At 45.8% G+C, this 22,223-nt stretch carries 17 protein-coding genes; 14 read left to right on the top strand and 3 right to left on the bottom strand.

The window, feature by feature from the left end; all coding sequences use genetic code 11:
• The first annotated feature begins 5 nt into the window (after positions 1-5).
• The 12 genes from AB4623_RS16195 (at position 6) to AB4623_RS16140 (ending at position 12,940) form a co-directional block, all read left to right on the top strand.
• A complete protein-coding gene (locus tag AB4623_RS16195; RefSeq protein WP_372146864.1) occupies positions 6-1,394 on the top strand; it encodes an AMP-binding protein in 1,389 nt (462 codons plus the stop codon).
• 88 nt (positions 1,395-1,482) lie between these two features.
• Positions 1,483-1,845 (top strand): 3-hydroxyacyl-ACP dehydratase, encoded by a 363-nt coding sequence (locus tag AB4623_RS16190; protein ID WP_372146862.1) that lies wholly within the window; start codon positions 1,483-1,485, stop codon positions 1,843-1,845.
• Complete coding sequence (locus AB4623_RS16185) at positions 1,838-3,637, top strand: glycosyltransferase (RefSeq protein WP_372146860.1); 1,800 nt, start codon at positions 1,838-1,840, stop codon at positions 3,635-3,637. The genes AB4623_RS16190 and AB4623_RS16185 overlap by 8 nt, the downstream gene beginning before the upstream one ends.
• The gene (gene hutH, locus AB4623_RS16180; protein ID WP_102428630.1) at positions 3,615-5,162 is read left to right on the top strand and encodes a histidine ammonia-lyase; all 1,548 of its coding nucleotides are present in this window, start codon (positions 3,615-3,617) and stop codon (positions 5,160-5,162) included. The genes AB4623_RS16185 and hutH overlap by 23 nt, the downstream gene beginning before the upstream one ends.
• 39 nt (positions 5,163-5,201) lie before the next feature.
• Positions 5,202-5,705: a thioesterase family protein gene (locus tag AB4623_RS16175; RefSeq protein WP_017062279.1), complete on the top strand. Its 504-nt coding sequence runs from the start codon at positions 5,202-5,204 to the stop codon at positions 5,703-5,705.
• Complete coding sequence (locus AB4623_RS16170; RefSeq protein ID WP_372146859.1) at positions 5,692-6,372, top strand: outer membrane lipoprotein carrier protein LolA; 681 nt, start codon at positions 5,692-5,694, stop codon at positions 6,370-6,372. Before AB4623_RS16175 ends, AB4623_RS16170 begins: the two co-directional genes overlap by 14 nt.
• Positions 6,344-8,716 (top strand): MMPL family transporter, encoded by a 2,373-nt coding sequence (locus AB4623_RS16165; protein WP_372146857.1) that lies wholly within the window; start codon positions 6,344-6,346, stop codon positions 8,714-8,716. The genes AB4623_RS16170 and AB4623_RS16165 overlap by 29 nt, the downstream gene beginning before the upstream one ends.
• Positions 8,713-9,336, top strand: coding sequence for a DUF3261 domain-containing protein (locus tag AB4623_RS16160; protein WP_102428628.1), 624 nt, complete (start codon positions 8,713-8,715; stop codon positions 9,334-9,336). Before AB4623_RS16165 ends, AB4623_RS16160 begins: the two co-directional genes overlap by 4 nt.
• Positions 9,337-9,341: 5 nt before the next feature.
• Entirely contained in the window at positions 9,342-10,541 is a 1,200-nt protein-coding gene (locus AB4623_RS16155) for a beta-ketoacyl-[acyl-carrier-protein] synthase family protein (RefSeq protein ID WP_102428627.1), read from the top strand.
• Positions 10,534-10,998 (top strand): hotdog family protein, encoded by a 465-nt coding sequence (locus AB4623_RS16150; protein ID WP_102428626.1) that lies wholly within the window; start codon positions 10,534-10,536, stop codon positions 10,996-10,998. Before AB4623_RS16155 ends, AB4623_RS16150 begins: the two co-directional genes overlap by 8 nt.
• Positions 10,995-11,720 carry a 3-ketoacyl-ACP reductase FabG2 gene (locus AB4623_RS16145; RefSeq protein WP_017062285.1) on the top strand — a complete coding sequence of 242 codons (726 nt, stop codon included), beginning with the start codon at positions 10,995-10,997 and terminating at the stop codon, positions 11,718-11,720. The genes AB4623_RS16150 and AB4623_RS16145 overlap by 4 nt, the downstream gene beginning before the upstream one ends.
• Positions 11,717-12,940, top strand: a complete 1,224-nt coding sequence (locus AB4623_RS16140; RefSeq protein ID WP_102428625.1) for a beta-ketoacyl-ACP synthase — start codon at positions 11,717-11,719, stop codon at positions 12,938-12,940. Before AB4623_RS16145 ends, AB4623_RS16140 begins: the two co-directional genes overlap by 4 nt.
• Before the next feature lie 84 nt (positions 12,941-13,024).
• Here the strand turns inward: AB4623_RS16140 and gltX are convergent, their stop codons facing one another.
• Positions 13,025-14,452 carry a glutamate--tRNA ligase gene (gene gltX / locus AB4623_RS16135; protein WP_372146856.1) on the bottom strand — a complete coding sequence of 476 codons (1,428 nt, stop codon included), beginning with the start codon at positions 14,450-14,452 and terminating at the stop codon, positions 13,025-13,027.
• Positions 14,453-14,753: 301 nt separating this feature from the next.
• On the opposite strand from gltX, the gene AB4623_RS16130 reads away from it, so the two are divergent.
• Both AB4623_RS16130 and AB4623_RS16125 read left to right on the top strand, forming a co-directional pair.
• Complete coding sequence (locus tag AB4623_RS16130) at positions 14,754-17,558, top strand: heavy metal translocating P-type ATPase (RefSeq protein ID WP_102428624.1); 2,805 nt, start codon at positions 14,754-14,756, stop codon at positions 17,556-17,558.
• Positions 17,548-17,988 carry a DUF411 domain-containing protein gene (locus tag AB4623_RS16125; protein WP_017064149.1) on the top strand — a complete coding sequence of 147 codons (441 nt, stop codon included), beginning with the start codon at positions 17,548-17,550 and terminating at the stop codon, positions 17,986-17,988. The genes AB4623_RS16130 and AB4623_RS16125 overlap by 11 nt, the downstream gene beginning before the upstream one ends.
• A gap of 261 nt (positions 17,989-18,249) precedes the next feature.
• Here the strand turns inward: AB4623_RS16125 and AB4623_RS16120 are convergent, their stop codons facing one another.
• Positions 18,250-18,942, bottom strand: coding sequence for an oligogalacturonate-specific porin KdgM family protein (locus AB4623_RS16120; protein ID WP_017064150.1), 693 nt, complete (start codon positions 18,940-18,942; stop codon positions 18,250-18,252).
• A gap of 533 nt (positions 18,943-19,475) precedes the next feature.
• Complete coding sequence (locus tag AB4623_RS16115; protein WP_102428622.1) at positions 19,476-22,127, bottom strand: beta-N-acetylhexosaminidase; 2,652 nt, start codon at positions 22,125-22,127, stop codon at positions 19,476-19,478.
• Positions 22,128-22,223: the final 96 nt, after the last annotated feature.

Raw genomic sequence — 22,223 nt, 5'->3', positions numbered from 1 at the left:
TTGTTATGACCCAAACCGTATCTTACACCTCGTTGTCTGAGCTTCTTAGCCAGGACAGAGCCCCTGAATCTATTGTCTGCTTTGACGACAATAGCGAGATTACGTGGCAAACATTTAACGACGACTTATCTCAACTCGTACAATTTTTGTCTTTATCCCCTTTTCAACGAATCGCGATTTGTACCCAAGACAGCTACCTATTTACGGTGGCCTTTTTGGCATGTGCAGCAGTCAACAAACACATCATCTTACCGGGCAACTACCAGCCATGTGCGCTTGCTGAGTTAAGTAAGCAGTTTGCTTGCCTGCTAGTTGATAACTCGATTGGCGAAGTTGAGGTGAGTGACGTTCGTAATATCCAAACCTTATTGGATTCAAACACTGAAGCACAAAAACCTCTAACCGAGAATCTTACGACCATTGATTTGGCAACAGTCCCATTAACTCTGTTCACTTCAGGTTCAAGTGGCACGCCAAAAGCGATAGATAAAACGTTAGAACACCTAGATATTGAAACGGCTCAGTTACACAAGAACTGGGATGCTTTACTCAAGGGAAACCGAATCCAAAGCACCGTTTCCCACCAACACATCTATGGCCTGCTGTTTAGAATCTTATGGCCGCTCTGTTCTGGTGTGCCATTTGCTCGAAACAACCTTGAGTACCCAGAACAAATTCTGTCTCATGCCAATAAAAACTGTGTACTGATCAGCAGCCCAGCGCTACTTAAACGATTAAAGCATGAGACCAACAAGGTACAACTTGCAGGAATCTTCTCTTCGGGTGGTCCATTGCCTACCGAGTCGGCTCACCAGTCACGAGATCTGCTTGGTCATTTACCGATTGAAGTCTTTGGTAGCACAGAAACCGGTGGCATCGCATTTCGTCAGCAAGAGAGCGCTCAAACGCCTTGGCAGCTTTTTGCCTGTATTGAGGCTAGTCTCAACAGTGAGAATTGCATTAAGTTATTGTCGCCGTACATCGATAAGAATAACTGGTATCAAACCTCTGATGAGTGCGAGATGGTCTCGGAGAATCAATTCATATTGAAGGGCCGAACGGACCGAGTGATCAAGATAGAAGAAAAGCGAGTATCACTGGTTGAAGTGGAAAAGCGACTGGAGCAACTGCCTTGGATAAGTGAGTGCGTGGTTATTCCATTTGAGGAGCCTGAGCGATTAATATTAGCCTCTGTTTTGGTATTATCAGATGAAGGCCAAGCCGCTCTATCGACCATGAGCAAAGGTAAATTCTGGTTGATGCTGCGTACAGAACTCAGAAAGTGGTTAGAGCCAATCGCAATCCCGAGAAAATACCGTGTTGTCGATGAGATCCCCCTCAACAGCCAAGGTAAGCGATTAACATCTCACATAGAACAGCTAATAAAATCATAGAAACCGCTGATCGTATTTTACACTGAGATTATCTTTTTATATTTTTGTCAAAGAACCAATATTTGCCCAAGGATTCTAAGCACGCCCTATGGATAAAAGAAAACCAAACATCATTGCTGTAGACACGGTAGAAAATGAATCGACCCTGACACTTCATGTTAGCGGAGATATCACCGACTTTAATGGGCACTTCAAGAGCTTCCCTATTCTACCTGGCGTCACGCAAATTGATTGGGCACTTCACTACGCAGTCCAAGAGTTAGGCGTTCCTGGTTTCTTTAAAGGAATGGAAGTCATTAAGTTCCAAGAGCCTATCCTGCCTGACGCTACAATCCAGCTATCACTCAAATGGAATGCTGACAAAGACAAGCTGAGCTTTAGTTACACATCAAACAACGGTGAACAGACCCACTCTTCAGGCAAAATGAAGCTGGGAGAAAAAAGTGAATAGCGCTCCCGTCGAGGCTACTTCTCAACACCACACAAAAGAAAGCAGCTACAAGGCTTGCTTCCTTATCCCGTGCTTTAACCATGGCGCAACCATGCCGGCTGTGGTGTCGTCACTTCATCATTTTGAGTTACCGATCATCATCGTTGACGATGGCAGTGAACTCACAACAAAACAGTTTCTGTCTCCCCTAGCAGAGAATTCAAACGTAACCTTGGTGACGCTTGAACAGAACCAAGGTAAAGGCGGCGCAGTAAAAGCCGGAATCAAAAAAGCGCAGCAACTAGGCTTTAGCCACGCTATTCAGATAGATGCTGATGGGCAACACGACCTGGAAGCCTTGCCAACATTGATTGAGGCCTCACAAGCTAAGCCACAACGTCTGATATCAGGCCAGCCTATCTACGACGACAGCGTACCCAAAGCAAGGCTCTATGGGCGCTACGCGACACATATCTGGGTATGGATAGAAACCCTTTCTTTATCAATTAAAGACAGCATGTGTGGCTTTAGAGCGTATCCTATCAACCAAACTCAAACTGTGTTGAATAAGTACGATGTTGGTTCGAGAATGGACTTCGATATCGAGATTTTGGTTCGCCTGTATTGGGAAGGTTGCGACATAGACTTCGTTGAAACGCGCGTTATCTATCCTGAGAACGGCATCTCTCATTTCGATGCGTTGTGGGATAACGTCAAAATCAGTTGGATGCATACACGTCTATTCTTCAGCATGCTGCCAAGAGCACCAAAACTGATTGCTCGCCATTTCAAATCCGATTCAGCTGATAATAACCCAAATTTATCGACTGATTCAGAGCCGCAAGCTTCTGAACAACCACACTGGTCCCGCACTCAAGAACGCGGCACAGTATTAGGCATTAAGCTGTTATTAGCCATTTATACCTTGTTAGGTCGCGGTGTGTTCAACCTCATTCTGCGTGGTGTGATGCGTTACTACCACTTGACGGGCCAGCGTGCGCGAAACGCTTCCGAACAATATCTATTCCAATTAAAAGCCTATGCGGAACAGCAAAATATTGAGCTCCCCGGAGAACTAACCAGTTACAACCATCTGCTTTCATTTGGCCATACGATGCTCGACAAGCTCGCGGCATGGAAAGGTGATTTATCGGCAGATAACCTGACTATTCATGGCCAAGACCAGTTCGAGAGCATGGTGGCAAATAAGCAAGGTGTGCTAATCCTTGGATCTCACCTTGGCAATATTGAGCTGTGCCGAGCTTTAGGTCGCAGACACTCGAACATCAAAATCAACGCCCTGGTTTTTACAGAACACGCCGAACGTTTTAATTCCGTGATGAAAGCGGTTAACCCGCAGTCTGATTTAAATCTGATTCAGGTGACATCGATGGGGCCTGATACCGCTATCTTGTTACAACAGAAACTAGAGCAAGGCGAATGGATCGTGATTGTTGGCGATCGAACTTCCACCAGCAAAGAGAGCCGCTCAGTATGGGCTGAGTTCTTAGGTAAGGAAGCTCCATTCCCTCAAGGTCCATTTATGTTAGCCTCGGTTCTCAAAGCACCCGTATTTTTGCTGTTTGGGTTACGTGACGACTCACAATCTAAGCCGCATTTTAATGTCTATTTCGAGCATTTTAGCAACAAGATCGAGCTACCAAGAAAGACTCGCGAACAATCTTTACAGCAAGTCGTGCAAAAATACGCAAATCGACTTCAGCACTACACACTGCAAGCACCGCTTCAGTGGTACAACTTTTTTAATTTTTGGACATTGAGCAAGCACCATGACGAAAAAGAATTCAAATAGCATCACCTTTGGTGCCGAGCGCCTCACGATTGAGGATGTTGTCGCTATCTCACAAGGCGCAAAAGCCTCGATGAACACAAGTGAAGCATTCACATCTAAGATCGACCGTGGTGTCGCTTTCTTAGAACGCCTATTGAAAGAAGAAGGTGTGATTTACGGTGTAACGACGGGTTACGGTGACTCATGTACGGTTGCGATTCCGCCAAACCTAGTTGACGAGCTACCACTGCATTTAACACGTTTTCACGGCTGTGGTTTAGGTGAAATATTGTCTCACGAACAAGCTCGTGCAGTCCTTGCAACTCGTCTTTGTTCGTTATCACAAGGTGTCTCTGGTGTGACTCACGATCTACTCAACCAGATCGTTACCCTAATCAACCAAGACATCTCACCACGCATTCCTCAAGAAGGATCGGTGGGTGCCAGTGGCGACTTAACACCTCTGTCTTACTTAGCCGCAGCACTGATTGGTGAGCGTGATGTAATCTACAAAGGTGAAGTGCGCCCAACCAGTGACGTCTACAAAGAGTTAGGAATTAGCCCTATCAAACTTAAGCCAAAAGAAGGCTTGGCGTTGATGAATGGTACGTCTGTAATGACGGCATTAGCTTGTATCGCTTACAAGCGTGCGGAATATCTAGCTCAGCTATCAACTAAGATCACCGCTATGGTATCAGTCGGTATGCACGGCAATGACTTCCATTTCGATGAAGCGCTGTTTGCAGTCAAACCTCATCCTGGTCAACAACAAGTTGCTGCATGGCTGCGTGATGATCTGCAAGCGGATCGCCCGCCACGTAACAGTGATCGCCTCCAAGATCGTTACTCTCTGCGCTGTGCTCCACATGTTATCGGCGTGGTTCAAGACTCTCTGCCTTGGCTACGCCAAATGATCGAGAACGAGCTAAACAGTGCCAACGACAACCCAATTATCGATGGTGATAATGAGCGCGTACTGCACGGTGGACACTTCTACGGTGGACACATTGCAATGGCGATGGATACGTTAAAAACTGCAGTTGCGAACCTTGCTGATCTGCTTGACCGTCAAATGGCTCAGCTGATGGACTACAAGTTCAACAACGGTTTGCCATTCAACCTAACGGGTGCTGAAGGCGAACGTAAGCCAATCAACCACGGCTTTAAAGCAGTACAGATTGGCGTTTCAGCTTGGACAGCAGAAGCATTGAAACACACCATGCCAGCAAGCGTATTCTCTCGCTCAACTGAGTGTCACAACCAAGATAAAGTGAGTATGGGCACCATCGCAGCTCGTGACTGTTTACGCGTTCTAGAGCTAACCGAACAAGTGGCAGCAGCGTCACTACTGGCGGGGACACAAGCACTCGAACTTCGTAAGCGCCACAATGAGCTTGATGAGCACCACATGAGTGAGAACCTCAAGCACATTCGCGACGAAGTGCTTAAGGAGTTTGAATTTATCGTAGAAGATCGACCACTTGAAGGCGATCTACGCCACTTCATTGCTCGTATTCAAAGTCAGCACTGGTCACTTTACTCATAAAGTAGCCAACCCTTTACGCAATATTGTTGAGAGCGATTTATGTCTGAAATCCTTCACCCATTACAATCTGAGGTGACGCTTATCACCTCATTCCAAGATGCCGACCCAATGGGCGTGATCTATCACGGCAACTACTTCCGATTCTTTGAAGAAGTTAGGCGCATCATGATGGATAAGATTGAGTACAACTACCATGAGATGAAGGATTCTGGCTACATGTGGCCTATCATCGATACCCGCGTGAAATACATTAAGGCGATACCGTTTAATCACAAGATTAAGGTAACGGCGAAACTCACCGAGTGGGAAAATCGCCTGCGCGTCGATTATGAAATTCATGATGCTCTAACCGGTGCTCGAATGACACGTGCTCACACCATGCAGGTTGCCGTCACCATCGAAGAACAAGAGATGTGCTTTGCCTCACCCAAAGTGTTTACTGACAAAGTCGAACACTGGCACCAATTTGGTTGCTTACCTCTAGCAACTGAACATCAAACACAAACCTCTAACCCACAGCAGGTGAACCATGAATCTGTTTAAACGCAGTCGCAAATACATCAATATCGCGCTAATTGGACTTACTGCGATGATGGCAAGCGGCCTTGTAAGCGCCAAAGAAAACTCTGCTGCTGTCAATTCTATTTCAGAGCTGCAGACGGTGCTCAGCGAAAATAGTATTGTGCGTGGTGAGTTCACTCAAACACGCAATATGGAGATGTTCGCCCAGCCTTTAACGTCACAAGGTACATTTCTGTTAGACAGATCAAGTGGCTTACTCTGGACACAAACCACTCCGTTTCCCGTGAACTTAGTGCTCACCGATAACAAACTGAGCCAAAGGTTTGCCGATCAACCCGCAAAAATCATCACCGACAAAGAAAATCCAATGGCGTTTTATTTCAGCCATATCTTCTTGTCAGTGTTTCATGGGGACACGCAAAAACTTCAGGAACAGTTCGCACTCAATTTTGAGCCCGCAACTAACACCAGCTCTGATGAAAATGTACAAGCATGGACACTGACTCTAAAGCCCAAAAATGCACCGATGAATGCGGTGTTTGAGGCTATCACGCTGCAAGGCAACAGCGATATTGAACGTATTGAGTTGAAAGAGATTCGTGGAGATAGCACAGTGATCGAATTCAGTCAGTTAAGCCATCTACCGGAAGTATTATCAGATGCTGAAGCGAAACAATTCCAACTCTAGTCTTGCCCTTGTTTGGCTTGTTGTTGTAATGCTGTTTAGCGGGTTGTTGATAAAACAATTCGCTTTTTCTTCGTCGGTACCCATTGAAAGCAACATCCTAAAGTTACTACCAGAAAACCAGCAAGACCCAATGGTAGAGCAAGCCTTTCAGCAGATATCCAGCTCGATGAGCGAGCAAGTGGTGTTTATCATCAGCGCCCCCGACATCGAACAAACCATGGTTGCGACCGACGCTTTTGAAAAAGCTCTCAACCAAAGAGCCTTTTCAAGTCAGCCAACTCTGTTTCAGCAAGTTCAAGGCAAAATCAGCGCCAGCACCCAAAGCCAGTGGAGCGATTTCTACTTTCGTCACCGAGCTCAACTGCTTACCCAGCAACAAAAAGAGACGCTGACCCACTCGCCTGATTCACGAGCTCAATATGTGATTCGGTCTCTGTACAATCCGTTCTCAGGCGTGACTGCAGCCGAACTGTCGATGGATCCATTTCTACTATTTCGCGACTACATCAGTGCCGTTGGCGTTCAATCAAGTAATTTTGTTCAGAAAGAGGGATACCTCACCGCTCAATCTAATGACCAAACTCATATTTTGGTTACAGCAACTCTGGCTGGCTCGCCTTATAGCTTGGCGATTCAAGAACAACTTCCCGATCTTGATTCAATTGAGCGCGAGGTCGAAAAACAATTTGGCGTCAAGGTGCAGCATACTGGTGTGGTGTTCTACGCCAATTACGGTACCGAAAGCGCGAAATCAGAAATCAGTACCATTGGTTTGGGCTCATTGGCAGGCGTTATTTTATTGGTGTGGCTGACATTTCGTAGTGCGCTACCACTTGCCTTATCTTTACTCTCAATCAGTACAGGATTATTGGTTGCACTGGCAAGCACTGTCGCTATCTTTGGTAAGGTGCATCTATTCAGCTTGGTGTTTGGCGCTAGCTTGATTGGCGTATCCATCGATTACTCTTTTCACTATCTCACTGACCGTTTGGCCGCAGGAAGCCACTGGCAGAGCGATAAAGGCCTAAAGCATATTTTCATTGCCATCACTCTAGGTTTAATCACCAGCTTAATCGGATACTTAGGGCTACTGGTTGCGCCATTCCCAGGCTTGCAGCAACTGGCTCTGTTTTCGTCGATTGGACTGATCGCAGCTTACGCCAGTGTGGTGTGCTGGTACCCCGTTTTAGCGGTAAAACCAGGCCAAGAGCGCCCTCTTCCCCTGTCGAAACTTTGGCATACTTGGTTAAGCCTTTGGAGCAACCAAAAATTTAGAATTGGCTTACCGTTAACAGTGACTGTCGTTAGCTTGATGTCACTCAGTCAAATTCGTTACGACGACGATATTCGCCAGCTTCAGGCGATGCCAGAGCAACTCAAACAGCAAGAGCAAGCCATTACTGAAATCTCAGGATTAGGCAGTGGTCAAAATATGCTTTTGGTGACTGCCAACAGCGATCAGAAGCTACTCAAAAAACTGGCAGAAATCACCACAAGCTTAGATTCTCTAGTCGATAGCCAAGCTATCTCTGGGTATCGCAGCATCAATCAACAGTTGCTAAGTGAGCAAGAACAACATGTTAACTATCATTTAGTTGAGCAGCTCTATGGTCAACAAAGCCATATATTACAAAGCACGCTAGGTTGGTCTACTTTTCCACAACTACCAAAATTCGCACCCATCACGGTATCTGGATTTTTGGAGTCACCGGTGTCAGAACCCGTTCGACCACTTTGGTTAAAGCCGATCGACGGGCAAGCAGCGTCGGTCATTTTGATAAAAGACGTCACTGATGCTGAGCTGTTCTCACAGTGGTTGGAGTCAGATTTTGCTCAGAAGCAAGGTGTGAAACACCTCAATAAAGCGGATGAAATCTCCTCTCTTTTTGCTGAGTACCGCGTCAAGATTACCGAGCTGTTATTGATAGCATTGGCAGCTATTGGCATGCTGTTAGGCTGGCGCTATGGTGTGAAGCAAAGCCTGTTAATGCTGTTGCCTTCATTGATTGCAGGCGTAGCAGGTTTGGCGGTCACGGGCATTTTAGGCTCGACACTGAACCTATTTAACCTGCTTGGTTTGATTCTGATTTTAGGGATTGGCATAGACTACACCCTGTTCTTTGCTGAGCAAAAGAAATCGCTGAGCACCTTATTAGCGATCACCTTGTCAGGTCTCACAACACTACTTTCATTCGGCTTACTGTCGCTGAGCCAGACTCATGCTATTCATAGCTTCGGGGTGACGGTTCTGACAGGGATCTTTGTCGCTTGGCTGCTTTCTCCACTCGCGATCAACAGTAGTAAAAACGTAGAAGGACCAATTACTCGAGAGGCTTTTAGATGATCCAGACATTAAAGGTAACCTTCGTCACACTAGTGGGTATTCTACTTACTGCCTGCTCGATGGTTTCTCAGCAACCGAGTGGTGCCAGTGTGTCTATCGACAATGACACCGAGCTAGCACTACCAATGCCAGCTGAACTAGGGTATTCCCTCACGGCCAGTCAGCTGATTAGCGCCACGTGGGAAACCGACACACAGCAGCTTCCTGTTCAAGTCGAAGTCACAGCGGATAAAGTCGTGTTAGCGGGTTTTTCCTCTTGGGGAACGCGCATCCTATCGCTGCAATATCAAAATCAAGCCATTGAAACGCAAGTGCTATCTGGCCTTGGCGCGACTTTACCGCAACCCGAACAGGTGCTTTTTAATTTAATGCTGACTCTATGGCCAATTGAAGCATGGGCTCAGTCTCTGCAAGGCATAGGTTGGCATTTGGTCGATACAGATAACAGCCGCACAGTGTTTAATGACAAAAAGCAGGCAATCATCCGAATTGATTACCAAGCCGAACCGAATACACACAAAACGGCAGGCAACATTGTTTTTAAACATTTGACCCAAGGCTACACCATTACTATACAAACGTTGGATTCAACGATTGTCGATAACCCAAGTAAGAGCTAAACACTATGCCTATTTATATCCAAGACTGTGGTTTCCACTCAGCGCTAGGCTCAAGTATTACTGACATTCATAGCTGCCTAAAAGGCGAATGTGAACCAAACATGGTTGAAGTGAGCGATATGCTGAACGACGGCAAACACACTGTCGTTGGCAAAATCGCAGGTGAGCTACCAGAGGTTCCATCCACCCTCGTGAAGTATGCCACTCGCAACAATCAGCTGGCGTTGTCAGCTCTCAACCAAATCAAAGATTCTATTGAACTTGCCAAGGCACAGTTTGGCGCAGACCGTATTGCTGTTGTTATAGGCACCAGCACCTCTGGTATCTCCGATGGTGAAGCGGCCTTCAAACAAAAACTGACAAACGGTGAGTTTCCAGAAGATTACCATTACTCAAAACAAGAGCTTGGTGACACTTCTGAGTTCATTAGCCAATACTGCGCGTTAACAGGACCAAACTACGTCATCTCTACGGCTTGCTCATCCAGCGGCCGCGTGTTTCTGACCGCCCAGCGCTTGTTAGATTCAGGCATGTCTGATGCCGTGTTAGTCGGTGGCGTGGATACCTTGTGTAAGCTGACACTCAATGGTTTCCATGGTCTTGAAGCCCTTTCAACCAAACATTGTAAGCCATTTAGCGAATCTCGAGATGGCATCAATATTGGTGAAGCAGCCGCATTTATGTTGCTCAGTAAAACCAAGATCAAGCGTGTTCATTCTACTCAAAACACACCTCAAATTGCCTTATTAGGCTGTGGTGATAGCTCTGATGCACACCACATTTCAGCGCCTCACCCTGAAGGCAATGGTGCTGAACAAGCAATGAAAAAAGCGTTACATTCTGCACAGTTAAACGCAGAAGACATTGGTTATATCAATGCACATGGTACAGCAACGCCACTCAATGACTCGATGGAAAGTAAAGCCATTCATCGTATTTTTGCAAACAAGGTTCCCGTCAGTTCTACCAAACCGCTGACCGGGCATACTCTAGGCGCAGCAAGTGCGATTGAGGCTGCAATTGCGTGGCATATTTTGAAATATGACTTACCGCTTCCCTTACAAAAATGTCAGGATAAAGCTGAAGATATTGAGATTGATTTGGTAAACTGTTCACAGAAACTTAAAGCAAAGAACATCTTAAGCAACTCGTTTGCTTTTGGTGGCAACAACATTAGCCTGATTTTTGGTGTAGTAAATGACTGATATCCCTTCTGTAGACCAACTTCTCCCTCACGATGATCCGATGATATTAATCGATCGTGCTATCAGCGTAGAGGCGTTGTCGACCCACTGTCAGGTCGATATTGGTGACCATAATCTGTTCTTTGACGCCGAATCTCAAACGGTACCAGCATATGTTGGAATCGAGTTTATGGCGCAGTCTGTAGCGGCATGGTCTGGATATCACGCACTTAAAAACGGCACCACGCCCCCAATCGGATTCTTACTCGGCTCTCGTCGCTATAAATCACTGTGTGATGAGTTTACTCAAGGTCAGACCCTTGATATCTACGCCGAACAGATGATGGAAGACAGCGGTATGGCTGTGTTTACCGCAAGAGTCGAAGACCGAGGTGAGTTAGTGGCTCAATGCCAACTCAACGTCTACGTGCCGACCGAACAAAAATTACAAGAAATGAAAACTAGGAGCCCATCATGAGCCGTCAGGTTTTAGTCACTGGTGCCAGTAAAGGTATTGGTAAAGCGATCGCTATTCAACTCGCGAAAGACGGGTTTGAAATCGCCGTTCATTACATGGGTGACAAGCAAGGTGCTGAAGAGACGCTAAAGTCGATCACCGAACTGGGTGGCGCTGGACGTCTTATTCAATTTGATATCAGCAAACGAAGCGAGTGTCGCGAAAAGCTTGAGTCTGATATCGCTGAACATGGTGCTTACTATGGTGTAGTGAACAACGCGGGCATTACTCGTGACACTGCATTCCCCGCGATGACGGAAGAAGAGTGGGATGGTGTGATCCATACCAACCTAGATAGCTTCTACAACGTACTTCACCCTTGTGTAATGCCTATGGTTCAAAAGCGTAAAGGTGGCCGTATCGTCACTCTAGCGTCGGTATCCGGCATTATGGGTAACCGTGGTCAAACTAACTATGCTGCAGCAAAAGCGGGGGTGATTGGCGCAACTAAGTCTCTTGCTCTAGAACTCGCAAAACGCAAGATCACGGTAAACTGTGTCGCTCCTGGCTTAATTGACACAGGTATGGTTGACGAGCACGTGAAAGATCATGCACTTCCTCAAGTACCACTGCGCCGTATGGGTGAGCCGGAAGAAGTAGCCGGCCTAGTCAGCTACCTAATGTCTGATATTGCAGGCTACGTAACTCGCCAAGTGATTTCAGTAAATGGAGGCTTAGTATGACCCGCCGCGTTGTTGTAACTGGAATGTCTGGTGTTACTGCTTTTGGTAACGACTGGCAACAGATAGAGCCTAAGCTAAAGGCCTGTGAAAATGCGACTCAATATATGCCAAGCTTCGAGCAATATGATGGTCTCAACACAAAACTTGCCGCGCCTATTGATGACTTCCAACTGCCTAAACACTACAAGCGTAAGCAAGTGCGTGGCATGGGCCGTGTATCACGCCTAGCTACCGTTGCGACTGAGAATGCATTGGAGCAAGCCGGCTTAATTGGTCACGATGTATTGACCAATGGCGAAACTGGTATCGCTTACGGCTCTTCAACTGGCAGTACCGATGCGGTTGGTGCTTTCGGAGTAATGCTGAACGAGAAGTCGACACGAGCAATCACAGCAACCACTTACGTTCAAATGATGCCACACACAGCCGCGGTAAACGTAGGTCTGTTCTTTGGTCTGCGTGGCCGCGTGATTCCCACCAGCAGCGCCTGTACTTCAGGAAGCCAAGCCATTGGTTACGCCTATGAAGCGATCAAGCATGGTTACCAAACCGTAATGGTTGCCGGTGGTGGTGAAGAGTTATGCCCAACTGAGTCTGCCGTTTTCGATACCCTTTTCGCTACCAGTTTAAAAAACGACACACCCAAGAAATCCCCTAGCCCATACGACAGCGAGCGTGATGGCTTGGTTATCGGCGAAGGCGCTGGAACCCTGATCCTTGAAGAGTACGAACATGCTGTTGCTCGTGGCGCAAAGATCTACGCAGAAATCATAGGTTTTGCGAGCAACTGTGATGCGGCTCATGTGACTCAACCTCAGATGGAAACCATGCAAATCTGTATGGAGAAAGCATTGAGAGACGCACAACTTCCAGTTGAGAAGATTGGCTATGTTTCTGCGCACGGTACTGCGACTGAAAAAGGTGATATTGCAGAGAGTAACGCGACAGCGAATATCTTTGGTGAAGTACCAATCAGCTCTCTTAAGAGTTACTTTGGCCATACGCTTGGTGCGTGTGGTGCAATTGAAGCGTGGCTCAGCCTAGAGATGATGCATAGCGGTTGGTTCAGCCCAACCCTAAACCTTAAGAATGTCGATGAACAGTGCGGCAAGCTCGATTACATCACGGGCTCAGGTCGCGAATTGGATGTTGAATACTTGATGAGCAACAACTTTGCTTTTGGTGGAATCAACACCTCTATCATCTTCAAGAAAGTCTAAGCTTAGCTACATAAAACGCTAAGTAAATAAAAAGGGCCAGTAACCAAGTTACTGACCCTTTTTTGATTCTATCAATCGCTCAAATTAAGCGTTAGCTTCACGCTCAGCGATGAACTCAAGAGCCATCTTGATACGAGCGATTACGCGCTCTTTACCAACAAGCTCCATCACTGCATCAACAGAAGGAGACTGACCGCCGCCTGTTACTGCTACGCGAAGTGGCATACCGATTTTACCCATGCCGATCTCTAGCTCTTCACATACAGCTGCAATTACACCACCTTTGATGTTTGCAGTAGTGAAATCTTCAAGTGCTTCAACCTTAGCAAGAGCAAGCTCTAGTGGGCCTTTAGCAACACCACGTAGGTGCTTCTTCGCTGCACCAGCTTCAAACTCAGAGAAATCTTCGTAGAAGTAACGAGATTGCTCAGCAAGTTCGATAAGCGTGTTACAACGCTCGCCAACTAGCTTGATCACTTCAGTGATAGCTGGGCCATTTGTTGTATCGATCTTCTGTGCGTCTAGGTGCCATTGCAGGTATTTAGCAACGTACTCAGGCTCAGAAGTCTTGATGTAGTGGTTGTTCAACCAAAGTAGCTTATCAGTGTTGAATGCAGAAGCAGACTTGCTGATAGCCTTCAGGCTGAAGAATTCAATCATCTCTTCTTGAGAGAAGATCTCTTGGTCACCGTGAGACCAGCCTAAACGAACTAGGTAGTTGTTTAGTGCATTTGGTAGGTAACCTTCGTCGCGGTATTGCATTACAGAAACAGCACCGTGACGCTTAGAAAGTTTCGCACCGTCATCACCAAGAATCATTGCACAGTGAGCGAAAGTTGGAACTGGCGCGCCTAGTGCTTCATAGATGTTGATTTGACGAGGTGTGTTGTTGATGTGGTCTTCACCACGAACAACGTGTGTAATACCCATATCCCAGTCATCCACTACAACTACGAAGTTGTATGTTGGTGCACCGTCTGTACGACGAATGATTAGGTCATCAAGTTGGCTGTTCGCGATTTCAATGCGACCACGGATTTGGTCATCAAATACTACGCTGCCTTCTTTAGGGTTACGGAAACGGATAACGCATGCATCACCTTCTTTTGCTGCTTCGTTTGCTGCAACAATTTTAGGGTGGTTAGCATCGTAACGAGCCATCTCTTTGTTTTCTTCTTGCTCTGCACGAATTTCATCAAGCAGTTCTTTAGACGCGTAGCATTTGAATGCTTTGTCTTCAGCAAGTAGCTTATCAACCATTTCGTTGTAACGGTCAAAACGCTTAGATTGGTAGTAAGGACCTTCATCCCATTCCATACCCATCCATTGCATGCCTTCTAGAATTGCATCAACCGCTTCTTGAGAGTTACGCTCAAGGTCTGTGTCTTCGATACGTAGAACGAATTCACCGCCTTGGTTTTTAGCGAATAGCCAAGAGTAAAGTGCAGTACGTGCACCACCAACGTGAAGATAGCCAGTTGGGCTAGGAGCAAAACGAGTTTTAACCGTCATTTAAATACCTTGATTATGTAGGTGATTCTTTTAGTGCTCGCCATTACAAAGCCTGTAACAGAAAAATATCACTAAATTTTGGGCGCTATTTTATCACCACCGCTTAAATCTACAATCAGTAGTGAATGATTAATGCACTGTTGTTGTACGAAAGCTGTTATTGAAAGGCCAATTACGTCTTCAAAGTAGCAAATCGATGGTATTAGCCTGTAGGTTATAGTCGCACATTCTTTATTCCCCTCTCTCATTCCCAAATTGAATCCACCAGCTAATGCACCACTAAGATCAAATTCTTGAATTTATGTTTGACCTTACCCTTACGGGAAGGTTTATGTTAGGCGTAGATGAGAATTGGAGTATCGATATGAACTACTACACAACGGCGCTCAACGGCCTAAATTGCATGGGTTGCGCGAAGAAAGTTCGCACACTGTTTAGCGATCTCGACAGCACGATGATTAATGACATATCGCCGACCTACATCGATATTTCGACTCCATTTAGTTACATTCAGCTCAACGAACAGTTAGCAACGCTTGGCTATTCTATGGGTAATCAGCTGCACCTTTCGCTATCCGGTCTGAGTTGCGGCAAGTGTGTGAGCAAACTGACTAAAGCGCTTGAACAAACTGAGCAAGCCTTAAACCTAGAAGTCAGCAAACAGGAATTATCACTGGTTACTCTGCTTTCTGAGTCTGAGGTGATTAAGCTGGTCGAAAGCCTGGGTTACCACGCAGCTCCCTACTCAGAAACGAATGACCTTTCATCGAGTTCAGATTTAGAAGACGAACAAGCAGATAAAAAGAGTGAAGATAAAACCGCAGCTAGCCAATATACCTATCACCTTGTTCTTGAGGGGATGACTTGTGCGAGTTGTGTCTCTTCGGTAGAGAAAGCACTGAAAAAGAATGAGTTTGTCGACCAAGCTCAGATCAACCTTGCCGAACAAACTGCCTTGGTTTTCACCTCTCAAACAAGAGACATCATTGAAAACGCTCTAATAGAATCGGTGAAAGCTGCTGGTTATGGCGCTGAGTTTGTCGACGATGCAGCGACTCAACAGCAAAAACAACAAGAACAGCAACTTCGTACTCAACAAGCCTTCCTTAGAAACTCAGTAAGCGCGTTGGTAATCGGTGCGCCGCTGATGGCATGGGGTCTGTTCGGCGGCAGCATGACCATTGCCACATTTAACGATCAACTGGCTTGGGGCTTGGTTGGTGTCGTTTGTTTGATACTGCTTGCTACCTCAGGTCGTAGCTTCTTCACCAATGCTTGGCAGTCTCTCATGTATAAGCGCGCGACCATGGATACCTTAGTCGCTCTAGGTACAGGCGCAGCATGGTTCTATTCAATGTTGGTTGTGCTGATTCCATCATGGTTTCCAGAACCATCTCGCCATGTCTACTTTGAAGCAAGCGCAATGATCGTTGGCTTAATTTCTTTGGGTCATTACATCGAAGCCAAAGCCAAAGCGCGTACCACAAAATCTTTACAGGCATTGATTAACTTACAGCCTCAAAAAGCGGTGGTTATTGTCGATGGCAAAGAACAAACCATCGCAGTAGAAGCGATTCAGGTAGGCATGCAGGTACGAGTAAAACCCGGAGAAAAAGTCCCTGTCGATGGTGTCGTGGTTTCGGGTGAATCTTATATCGATGAATCGATGCTGACTGGCGAACCACTGCCCAACGTTAAATCGATTAATGATGGCGTTTCAGCAGGAACCATTAATGGTGATGGCAGCCTGATCATTGAAGCGACGGGAATTGGCTCAAGCACTATGTTGGCACGCATCATTCAAATGGTTCGCCAAGCACAAAGCAGCAAACCTGCGATTGCGAAACTAGCCGACTCTATTTCTGCCGTGTTCGTACCCGTTGTGGTCGCGATCGCAGCTGTTGCCGCCCTAGTTTGGTTTTTTGTTGGCCCACAACCAAGTGCAAGTTATATGCTTGTGGTATCGACTACCGTGCTGATCATCGCTTGTCCGTGTGCCTTAGGCCTAGCGACTCCGCTTTCTATTACCGTCGGCGTAGGTAAAGCCGCTGAGCTTGGTGTTCTAATCAAAGACGCCGATGTGTTGCAATCAGCCAGCAAAATCGATGCTGTCGTGTTTGATAAAACAGGCACTCTAACCCAAGGCAAACCAAGCGTTCAGCAGGCGTTTTATCACAACCTATCAGAACAAGAACTGCTGGCTTACGCCTATTCGGTTGAAGTCGGTTCAGAACACCCACTTGCCAAAGCCGTTTGTCAGTATGCCGAAAACCTAGAAGTTTCAGCACTCCCACACAGCGACTTTGAAAACCGCCGAGGCCTTGGAGTACAAGCCAACATTAACGGAAAACACGTCCAAGTCGGCTCTCTTAAATACCTAACCCAACTTGGTATTGATACTCAAATAGGCCGTGACTTTATCGAACTTTGCCGTACACAAGCATGGACGCCAATCTTCGTAGTCATCGACCAAAAACTGGTAGGCATATTAGGCATTTCAGACGCATTAAAAATAGATAGCACACAAGCCATTGCTCAACTAAAATCCGCCGGAATTCACACTGTGCTATTAACGGGCGACAACGACTCTGTAGCTCAAGCGATAGGTAAAAACGTCGGTATCGACGAAGTGATTTCAGAAGTGCTTCCAGAGCAGAAAGCTCAACACATTGTTCAGCTGCAACAGCAATATAAGAGTGTTGCCATGGTCGGAGACGGTATTAACGACGCGCCTGCACTTGCTCAAGCAGATATAGGCATAGCAATGGGCAGTGGCAGTGATGTCGCGATTGAAAGTGCGCAAATGACGCTACTCAACTCATCGCCATTATCAGTAAGCAACGCGATCGAGCTATCTCAAGCGACCGTGAGAAATATGAAGCAAAACCTATTTGGTGCCTTCATCTACAACTCGCTTGGTATTCCTATCGCGGCCGGTGTGCTTTACCCATTTTTCGGATTTCTGCTTAGTCCAGTAGTTGCAGGGGCAGCGATGGCGATGTCGTCAATTACTGTAGTAAGCAATGCCAACAGGCTGAGATTGTTCAAACCAACTCATTCTAATATTAATAAAAACCATATTCATGAGGTTAACCATGATTCGTAAAATTATGACTCTTACTGCACTCGCTGCAATCTCAGGACAAGCTTTAGCTACTGATGTTCTAAACCACAAATCTCCATACTGCGGCTGCTGCACAGAATGGACTGAACATATGCGAGATGCTGGGTTCGATGTTACTGAGAAGCTCCACGATGATATGAACCCAATCAAGCAGAAACTAGGGATAACACAAGAGCTAGCCTCTTGCCACACTGCAGAGATCGACGGATACGTATTTGAAGGACACATTCCAGCAGATGACATTAAAGCCTTTCTAGAAAACCCACCACGTAATGCGATTGGTTTAGCGGTTCCGGGTATGCCAATGGGTTCGCCAGGCATGGAATATGGCGATAAGAAAGACGAGTATTCTGTGTATGCGTTTAATGAAAAAGGTCAGGTGTTTGAATACCGTCACTACAACGGGAAATAGAACCTAAACAGACCAACACACAGCAATAAAAAGAAGTCATAAAAATAGAGCCTAGCATTCAGTAAACCCAAGACTGTGGTTTACTTGCTAGGCTCTTTGCTTTTGGACAGTAAAGCAAATCTTGTCGCGGCACCAACCGGGCTGTTAGTACCGCTATGTTCCCCTCGCTAATTAGCTAGCAAGCTATTTAGCAAAAAGCTATTTAGCGAAGAAGCTCACTCGGCTAATAATCTAATAGACTAAGCAACCAAGCGAATCAGCTTAGAAGCCGTAAGAAGCACCGAATACGAATGCGTTGTTCTGCTTAGAATCGCCGTTTGCGAAATCTACACCGTTAGCTTGGCTACGGAATTCAAAGTAAGGTTGAACACCTTGACGAGTCCATGTTGCACGTAACTCGTGGTCCATCGCTTCAGCATCAATCATGTATACGTTGTTGTAGCTAAGCGCTAGGTCAGCATTCACTGTGTAAGCAATGCGGTTATCCATGCGGTAGTCTGTGTCAGCATTAGCTGAAGTATCATCGATGTGTGCACGAGTACGGTTACTAATAGAGATGCCGTTGTCGAAGTTGTAACCGATCTTAACTAGTGGACGGAACTGAATGCTTTCGCCTGCAGAGAATAGGTGTTGGTAACCCGCAGCAACCCATAGGTTGTCAGTGATGTTGAAAGATTGCTCACCACCTACAGTGATGCCTGGAGTAGTATTACCTGCACCGCCATTTTCAGATTCAAGTTTGCCCAGTTGGATACCATCAAACTCAGAATAAACCGTGAAGCCGCCTAGAGAGTTGTCAAACGTGTGACCAGCTTCTAGCGTAGAAGTCATGTCAGAACCGTGGATACGGCCATCGTCATGAATTTGGATGTTACCCGTTACGTAAGAAGAACCAGCAAAAGCACTAGAAGCGAAAGCAAGAGAAAGAGCACTTAGAGCGATAATTTTTTTCATAGTAAACTGCCTTAGTTTAATTTTTTCAGCGGCACATCTTCGGTACATCATTCACCTTCACCGCTTGAGTAGTTGGTAGCCTCCCTGGCATGAAATCTATGTTGCTCGAATTAATTCGCGTTTAAAAATAAAAGGGACAGCAGAGTGATCCCTCTCACTATCAAAAAAAGACAAGTTATTTAAAACTTTAAAATCAACAACTTAAAAACATAAAAATTGATAAAAAACTTAAGATGGAAAAATATACAGATCGGGATCACGTTATTTCACGAAGAAAAATTAGATCTAGATAGTTGAATCACATCTGATTTAGAGTTTTTTACAGGGGGCTTATTTTTTGAAGAGAATAATGAGAAGCGCGTCACTTTTGGGATTAAAGTCACCTTATGTGCATTGTTGATGATATGACCAAAGGCGATTTCTATATGTTTCAGTTTTGGATATGCACCTAATTCGCAGTAAACAAAAAGAGCTCCCGTTTTATCTTGAATAAGATAAAGGTCAGGAGCTCTTCTACTAATAGTGCTTATCGATTATTTAACTGAGGTCACTCGACTTACTTTCTCACCACTTTCTGAAATAGAGCGGATGTAAGTCTCACCAGAAACTGATGGACGTTGTTGCTCATCGTATGTTAGCCAGTTTTCGCCATCAGCAGAGTATTGCAGCTCTACACCTGGGAATTGAACGTTCATCGCTAGCTTACCGTCAACAACCTTCGCACCTGGAACTGGTAGTCGGTAATCAATACCCGCTTTTTCTAGCTTAGCTAGCTCACGTTGACCAAGAATATTCGCGAAGCGATTAAAGTCGCTGTTCAACGCTTGCTTATTCACTAAGTTAGTTTCTTGAGAGTATTCAACACCAACCTTGTAGTCGTTTTCCCAATCTGCTCGGTGCCATGCGCGCTCTGCTGCTGCCAATACGCGAGGGAACACCATGTATTCATATTGCTCGTCAGTACGTACTGTTTCAGACCAAAGTTGAGCTGACAGACCGTAGAAAGGTTTCGCTTCAACCTCACCTTTACCAGTAAAACCATTGCCATCACGGTCTAATGATGTTTCTGCGTTTTGTGGCATGTTTTCTGGTGCGAAGCCAAACATCTTACGAGTATCGGTTGCACGTGTTGCCCAGTAGTAACCACGCTCAGCTGCATCAACTTCGTATGGCATATCCATGTATACGTAGTCTGGGTTAGAGACAATCACGTCATACCCTTTTGCTGACCAATCGTATACTGATGAAGTTCCGCCCCAGTAAAGAACGTCCCAGAAGTTCACGCGTGTACTTTCGGTCGCAAATGCTTCCTCGCCTTCGCTGTATTTCAGACCATCTTGCCATGCTTGGAAGTGGGGAATACCCTTCTCAGCAACAATCTTAGAAACCTGTTCTGCGAAGTGGCTTGGTAGATGACCGAAATCGCTTACAGTACCATCAGCGATCAATGACTGACATTGTGGTGATTGTTGGAACGGCTTATCTTGCTTAGACAAATCGATGTTGCCTTTCCAAGCCACTTTATCTTCTGCATTAATATCTTGTAAGCCTGCGCCTAACTTGATGTTTTTCGCTTCATCGCCGCCGAAGTGCCAAGTCGTTAGCGGTACGCCCGCTTCTTGGTGCATTGCCGCCACTTCAGAGATTACTTTATCGACGAAGTGAGTTGATGACTCCATACATGGGTTAATGAAGCTTTGCTTATCGTAGAACTGAACCGTGGTTACATTCGATGTATCTTGCGGATCCATCAAGCGGTATTCGTTCGCTTCTGCTTCTTTGCCTTCCGCCATGAGACGAGTGTAACGCGCTTCCATTGATACCACAGCTGAACGAGCGTGTGCTGGCATATCAATTTCAGGGATAACTTCGATGCTGCGCGCTTTAGCGTAGCTTAGGATCTCGACGTAATCCGCTTTACTAAAGAAACCAGAGCCAAAGTTGTCTGTTGTTGGACCAGAACCTAGCTGAGGCAGTAAGCAGCTTTGTTCATCCAAATCAAAACAACGATTAGACCCTACATCCGTTAGCTCTGGTAAACCTGGAATTTCTAAACGCCAACCTTCATCATCCGTTAGGTGAAGGTGCAGTTTATTCATCTTGTATGCCGCCATTTGATCTAGCGTTGCTAGGATGGCATCTTTTGAGTGGAAGTTTCGAGCAACGTCCACCATCACACCACGATAATCAAAGCGCGGCGCATCTTTAATTGACAGTTGTGGTAATGATTCAGCGTTCTGACTATCTATTAGGCCAAAAATAGACTGAACTGCGTAGAAAGCACCCGTTTTATCAAACGCTTTAATTGCAATCCCCTCTTCCGAGATGCTTAGTTCATAAGCGCCAGATTTCGCTAAATCACCCGTAAACTGAGTAGGAACAACAGCGACACTCACAGGTAGGTCGCCACTCACATCTACGTTTACCACATCTGCACGTTCTTCAATTGCTGCGAATTGCTCAGCGTCGAATGCGTCTTTAGGTAGGGCAATACCACCAGCAATGCTAACTGAACCTTCACCGGCTTCTACCGACATTGGCGTTGGTAGTAAAGTAGTTGATACGTCTTGCGTTGCTAGATCAGCATTCTTTTCAAAACGCGTCACCGCTGTCGCCATTACGTTATTATCATCAGGCGTACGCTTAAGGTTATTACCCTCTAGACCAGTTACGAACGATGCAACATCTTCTGTATTCAATGATGCAATCATCTTAGGTTCTGCGTTTGGCGCCGTCACGAATGCACCTGGCATAAAGTCAGTTTCAAACAGTTGCCAGTATTCACTCGTTAACGGAAGAACCACTTCTTCACCAGCCGCAAAGCCGTCAAATTTTTCAGTAGGTTCTAGCTTGTGAAGGTCACCAGTAACGCGAGTGATCTTAAATTGCTCATTATCAACATCTAAAATAAGACGAATACTGTGGAAGTAGATGCTCCAATCTTTAGAGTCAATCGCTTCACCTTCATTGGTTAGCGTCATGTTCACTTTATTACATGACGCCCATTCAGCACCTAGGTCCTGACAAGCCAAGCCTTCATTCGCACCATGATTAGTTAGAATTTCGTACTGAACATCAAGATTATCAGCCAGTGCATTCACTACTTTTTGTTCTGGTGCTTGCGTTACTGCACAACCTGTTAGGCCAGCCAATATCGCTACAGATAGTAAGTTTCTCTTCAACATCGTATTCACCCATAAATTAAAAATTGAGTAAGAAGCAAAATGGAGCGCTTCGAAAGTTAGATAAACTATATGGGCTTATTTTTTACCGTGAATTAA

The organism is Vibrio sp. 10N.222.52.C12 (assembly GCF_041474215.1).
GTDB classification, from domain to species: domain Bacteria; phylum Pseudomonadota; class Gammaproteobacteria; order Enterobacterales; family Vibrionaceae; genus Vibrio; species Vibrio crassostreae_C.
Note: the sequence above shows the minus strand (reverse complement) of the source record. Positions and strands in the feature narration are given on the sequence as shown.

Excerpts from the sequence above, each read along its gene's own strand:
- AB4623_RS16125 (WP_017064149.1), top strand. The coding sequence starts at position 17,548 with ATGATTCGTAAAATTATGACTCTTACTGCACTCGCTGCAATCTCAGGA.
- AB4623_RS16140 (WP_102428625.1), top strand. The coding sequence starts at position 11,717 with ATGACCCGCCGCGTTGTTGTAACTGGAATGTCTGGTGTTACTGCTTTT.
- AB4623_RS16115 (WP_102428622.1), bottom strand. The coding sequence starts at position 22,127 with ATGTTGAAGAGAAACTTACTATCTGTAGCGATATTGGCTGGCCTAACA.
- AB4623_RS16190 (WP_372146862.1), top strand. The coding sequence starts at position 1,483 with ATGGATAAAAGAAAACCAAACATCATTGCTGTAGACACGGTAGAAAAT.
- AB4623_RS16130 (WP_102428624.1), top strand. The coding sequence starts at position 14,754 with ATGTTTGACCTTACCCTTACGGGAAGGTTTATGTTAGGCGTAGATGAG.
- AB4623_RS16150 (WP_102428626.1), top strand. The coding sequence starts at position 10,534 with ATGACTGATATCCCTTCTGTAGACCAACTTCTCCCTCACGATGATCCG.
- hutH (WP_102428630.1), top strand. The coding sequence starts at position 3,615 with ATGACGAAAAAGAATTCAAATAGCATCACCTTTGGTGCCGAGCGCCTC.
- AB4623_RS16175 (WP_017062279.1), top strand. The coding sequence starts at position 5,202 with ATGTCTGAAATCCTTCACCCATTACAATCTGAGGTGACGCTTATCACC.
- gltX (WP_372146856.1), bottom strand. The coding sequence starts at position 14,452 with ATGACGGTTAAAACTCGTTTTGCTCCTAGCCCAACTGGCTATCTTCAC.
- AB4623_RS16160 (WP_102428628.1), top strand. The coding sequence starts at position 8,713 with ATGATCCAGACATTAAAGGTAACCTTCGTCACACTAGTGGGTATTCTA.
- AB4623_RS16145 (WP_017062285.1), top strand. The coding sequence starts at position 10,995 with ATGAGCCGTCAGGTTTTAGTCACTGGTGCCAGTAAAGGTATTGGTAAA.
- AB4623_RS16165 (WP_372146857.1), top strand. The coding sequence starts at position 6,344 with ATGCTGAAGCGAAACAATTCCAACTCTAGTCTTGCCCTTGTTTGGCTT.
- AB4623_RS16170 (WP_372146859.1), top strand. The coding sequence starts at position 5,692 with ATGAATCTGTTTAAACGCAGTCGCAAATACATCAATATCGCGCTAATT.
- AB4623_RS16155 (WP_102428627.1), top strand. The coding sequence starts at position 9,342 with ATGCCTATTTATATCCAAGACTGTGGTTTCCACTCAGCGCTAGGCTCA.
- AB4623_RS16120 (WP_017064150.1), bottom strand. The coding sequence starts at position 18,942 with ATGAAAAAAATTATCGCTCTAAGTGCTCTTTCTCTTGCTTTCGCTTCT.
- AB4623_RS16195 (WP_372146864.1), top strand. The coding sequence starts at position 6 with ATGACCCAAACCGTATCTTACACCTCGTTGTCTGAGCTTCTTAGCCAG.